Source organism: Sphingomonas sp. Ant20 (assembly GCF_000783375.1).
GTDB lineage: Bacteria > Pseudomonadota > Alphaproteobacteria > Sphingomonadales > Sphingomonadaceae > Sphingomonas > Sphingomonas aerolata.
This window is the reverse complement of the sequence record NZ_JRVI01000240.1, coordinates 1-3,766: the sequence shown is the minus strand read 5'-3', so window position 1 is coordinate 3,766 and position 3,766 is coordinate 1. Positions and strand designations below refer to the sequence as shown.

Below are 3,766 nucleotides of genomic sequence, written 5' to 3'. Positions count from 1 at the left end.
CACCGCCTCGCCGATCGCGCGATTGCCGGCCTCGTCATAGCTGGCGAGATCGGACAGGCGTGCGGCCAGTCCGCGCCGCCGCCCCCGGCTGCTGCCCTCGGGACCGATGATCCAGCGGCGCAGCTCGATCGTCTCGCCGCCGGTCAGCGCGGTCGCGAACATCGAATCGGCGGCGTCGAAGATGTGATGACCCTCGTCGAAGACAAAACGCGTCGGCCGCGTCGCGAGTTCGCGTCCGCGTGCTGCGTTGACCATGACCAGCGCATGGTTGGCGATGACGATGTCGGCATCGGTCGAGGCGCGTGCCGCACGTTCGATGAAGCATTTGCGGTAATGCGGGCAGCCGGCATAGACGCACTCGCCACGCCGGTCGGTCAATGCGGTCGATCCGTTGCGCCGGAACAGCGTCGGCAGCCAGCCGGGCAGGTCGCCGCCGACCATGTCGCCGTCCGCGCTATACGCGGCCCAGCGCGCGACGAGCTGCGCGAGCACCGCCGCCCGTCCCGCAAACCCGCCCTGCAACGCATCTTCGAGGTTCAGCAGGCAGAGATAATTCTCACGCCCCTTGCGCGTGACGACCTTGGTTCGGCGGACCGCGGGATCGGGAAAGAGCCGTTCGGTCTCGCGCCCCAGCTGGCGCTGCAGCGCTTGGTATAGGTCGAGATCCAGACCGCGCCGCCCGCCTTTTCCGCCCAGATCGAGGCGGGGGCGAGATAGCCGAGCGTCTTGCCGATCCCGGTCCCCGCCTCCGCCAGCACCAGATTGGGCGAATCGCGCACCGCCCGCGGCGCGAACGCAGCCGTCGCCGCGGCGGCATAGGCGCGCTGCCCCGGCCGTTCCTCCGCGCCATGCCCGGTCAGGTCGTCGAGTCGCGCCTCGGCATCGCCGGGCTCGATCGCGATCGTCCGCGGCGCGGGGCGCGGGGCCTGCTCCTCCCATTCGGGCAGTTTCGAAAACAGCCAGCGTTCGTTGACCGCCGGCTTGGCCAGCCGTTCGGCGACCACGGGCGCCCAGGGCCAGCGTAACCGGTAAAGCGACTGCGCCGCGGTCCAGGCCCCCTCCCGCTCGGGCCAGTCGGCCGCGTCGGTCAGCGCCAGCATCGCCTCGGCCGCGCGCAACAGGAACGGCGCGACCTCGGCATCCTCGGTCGGCAGGTCGAGACCGGTGACGCGGGCGATGCCCTTCGGCGTCGGCACGGCGAACTGCGCCGGGCGCAGGAACGCATAGAGTTCGAGCAGGTCGAGCCCCGACAGATCGGCATAGCCCAGACGCTGGCCGATCAGCGCGGCGTTGAGCAGTATGACGGGCGTGTCGGCAGCGATCCGGATCGCTTCGCCACGCCCGATCCCGCGCGTCTCGCCACCCTGTGCGACCCAGATGCCGCCATGGCTGGCGTGAAGGGCGGGGTAGGCAAGCACGTTGCCGACCGTGCGCGATGCGGAACGAATTGGCAACCTCGCCGTGCCGAAAAGCGCAATACCGACTTGTACGTGGGTCTCGTCGGTGATGAGGAGCCGTCCCCGCCCTGCCGAACAGACGCTGAGTCGCGCACCGGGCAGCGTGGCAGGCGATGTTTATTCGGTGCAAATTTCAGCATCGGTCGGCGGACGAGCCAAGTCATTCCAATATTCTGACGATCGGTCGGCCGACACCTGTCCGAAACGGATCATGTTTGGTCCGTTACGGCGGGGACAGCGGATAGTCTTGGCCGGGGAGAGGGCCGATGAGCGAGTCGCTGGGGATCATCGATATCATCGTGCGCGAGGCGGTGGCATTTGCTGCGGTCGGCTTGCTGATCGGCGGCATCGATGACCTCCTGGTCGACATCGCATTCTTTTTCTGGAAAATCTGGCGCGGACCGTCGACCTTGCCGGGCATGCACGCGCTGCCCACGCCGTCGGAGCCCGGCCGGCTCGCGGTGTTCGTGCCGGCCTGGGACGAGGTGGCGGTAATCGGCGCGATGCTGTCGGCGGCGGTGGCGCGGTTCGACCATGACGATTACCGCATCTTCGTCGGCCTCTATCCGAACGACCGCGCGACGATCGACGCCGCGGCGCGCGTGGCCGCACGCGATCCGCGAATCCGCCTGGTCATTGGCCAGCGCGATGGGCCGACGACAAAGGCGGACTGCCTCAACACGCTCTGGCATGCGCTGCGCCGCGCCGACGATCGCGACCGGCGGCGGACCAAGGCGGTCGTGCTGCACGATGCGGAAGACGTTGTGCACCCGCTCGAACTGCGCGTGTTCGATTCGCTGATCGACCATTATGCCGTCGTGCAATTGCCCGTCCTGCCGCTCGTCAAGCGCGGCTCGCGGCTCGTGTCGGGGCATTATGCCGATGAGTTCGCCGAAGCGCATATGAAGCAGCTGGTCATCCGTACCGCGCTCGGTGCGGGGATGCCGCTGGCGGGGACGGGGTGTGCGATGTCCACCGCGATCCTCGGTACCGTGGCGGCGACCCGCGACGGCGATCCGTTCGACGCGTCCAGCCTGACCGAGGATTATGAGCTCGGGCTGCGGATCGCCCAGCTCGGCGGGGCCGGACGGTTTGCCCGCATCGTCGACGATGCGGGCGCGCTGATCGCGGTGCGGGCGTTCTTCCCGGCGACCTTCGACGCCGCCGTCCGGCAAAAGGCGCGCTGGATGACCGGGATCGCGCTGGCGGGCTGGGACCGGACCGGCTGGGCTCGTCCGCAGGCACTGGCCGATCACTGGATGCGGATGCGCGACCGGCGGGCGCCGCTCAGCATGGTCGTGCTGGCCGCCGCCTATGTCGGGCTGACCGCCTGGGTCCTGACGTTCCTGGTTCATGCGATGGTCCCCGCCGCGCAGGGCTGGCCGGCGATGCCGGTCGTCTGGCTGGCGGGGGCGAATATCGGGCTTCTCCTGTGGCGGCTCGGCATGCGGATGGCCTTCACCGCGCGCATCTACGGCTTGGCCGAGGCATTCTGGTCGCTGCCCCGCTTCGTCGTCGGCAATGTCATCAGCCTGATCGCCGCGCCGCGCGCCGTGGTCCGCTATATTGCGATGCTGCGCGGCGCGGCGCTGGTCTGGGACAAGACCCGGCATGAATTTCCCGATCTCCGATCGTCGGGAGGGTGAGCGGGGCGCGCACGCTGCGCCACGGGTGAAGGGCGGGCGGCCGCTCCGTTTTCTCGCGGCGGCGCTCGGCGGATGGGTCGCGATGCGGATCCTGGTGCTGTCGCCCTATGCGGCGGGGGTGCTGTCGCCCGGCGAATCTGGCAGCCTGCAGCGTCCCACTGTCGCGGCGGGGAGGCGGCACGATCGGCAAGCTTCGCCCGCAGCCCGCGCCGTGGGTATCGCCACTACCGACCATCGTCGCGCCACCGACGATGCGAACATCACTGCTGCCGCAGCCGACCGGCCCGACCGGCGTGTCACGCGTCGCGACCGCCCTACTGGACCATCGGGCATGGTGCCCACGCGTCGCGCAGCCATGCCCGCGCCGCGCCGGTGCTCGCCGCGGTCATCCTGACGCGCGTGCTCGCCCCGCTGACGTTCGCGCGAGGCACGCCGCAGATCGTGACGTCGAATTCACTATGGACGTCCAGCCCGACCTTGCGCCCGACCGGCAGGGCCGGATCGCGATGCTCCCGCCGCTCGGTCCGGCTGCGATCGGCGCGACCCGTGCAACTTCGCACGCGCCGCTGAGCGTCAGCGGCTGGCTGCTCGCGCGCGGTGGCGCGTCGGGTACGGTATCGGGGGGGCAATTGGGCGCATCGCAGGCGGGGGTGCGGGCCGTCC

At 69.9% G+C, this 3,766-nt stretch carries 2 protein-coding genes and 2 pseudogenes; 3 read left to right on the top strand and 1 reads right to left on the bottom strand.

Annotation, left to right across the window (positions count from 1 at the left end; all coding sequences use genetic code 11):
- Positions 1–1,418: pseudogene (locus NI18_RS19285) on the bottom strand (ATP-dependent DNA helicase); the annotation flags it as partial.
- A 305-nt stretch (positions 1,419–1,723) separates the two neighbouring features.
- Here NI18_RS19285 and NI18_RS19280 point away from each other — a divergent pair.
- The 3 genes and pseudogenes from NI18_RS19280 to NI18_RS19270 all read left to right on the top strand — a co-directional run.
- Entirely contained in the window at positions 1,724–3,103 is a 1,380-nt protein-coding gene (locus tag NI18_RS19280; protein WP_084215310.1) for a glycosyl transferase family protein, read from the top strand.
- Positions 3,069–3,497 carry a hypothetical protein gene (locus NI18_RS19275; RefSeq protein ID WP_128082336.1) on the top strand — a complete coding sequence of 143 codons (429 nt, stop codon included), beginning with the start codon at positions 3,069–3,071 and terminating at the stop codon, positions 3,495–3,497. The genes NI18_RS19280 and NI18_RS19275 overlap by 35 nt, the downstream gene beginning before the upstream one ends.
- A gap of 64 nt (positions 3,498–3,561) precedes the next feature.
- Positions 3,562–3,766 (top strand): annotated as a pseudogene (locus NI18_RS19270) (hypothetical protein); the annotation flags it as partial.

Coding starts and splice junctions, on each gene's coding strand:
- NI18_RS19275 (WP_128082336.1), top strand. CDS start 3,069: ATGAATTTCCCGATCTCCGATCGTCGGGAGGGTGAGCGGGGCGCGCAC.
- NI18_RS19280 (WP_084215310.1), top strand. CDS start 1,724: ATGAGCGAGTCGCTGGGGATCATCGATATCATCGTGCGCGAGGCGGTG.